This is a genomic window from Aliivibrio sp. SR45-2 (assembly GCF_963890165.1).
Lineage (GTDB): Bacteria > Pseudomonadota > Gammaproteobacteria > Enterobacterales > Vibrionaceae > Aliivibrio > Aliivibrio salmonicida.
This window is the reverse complement of sequence record NZ_CAWPRC010000127.1, coordinates 1-239: the sequence shown is the minus strand read 5'-3', so window position 1 is coordinate 239 and position 239 is coordinate 1. Positions and strand designations below refer to the sequence as shown.

At 44.4% G+C, this 239-nt stretch carries 1 protein-coding gene; it reads right to left on the bottom strand.

Going from position 1 to position 239, the window contains the following annotated elements:
* On the bottom strand, positions 1 to 239 hold a 239-nt coding region (locus tag AACV33_RS06610), incomplete at both ends, for a hypothetical protein (protein ID WP_182700752.1).

Here is a 239-nt window from a genome sequence, read left to right as displayed (position 1 = left end):
AACGTCACTTTTTGACTGCCATCAAATCGAGAGGTGTTACCACTAACAACCACATTCGTAATGTCGCTGCTGTTAATTACACCACCAGAAATCGCATCAACAGTGATTGACGGCGTTAAGTACACGGCACCACTTGTCGATTCATCGCCAAGATTGCCGTGAGTATCACTGAACCCTTTCACCGAATAAGTAAACTCTGTATCTGCTGCTGATGAACTCGGAATTTCCACTTCACCAAT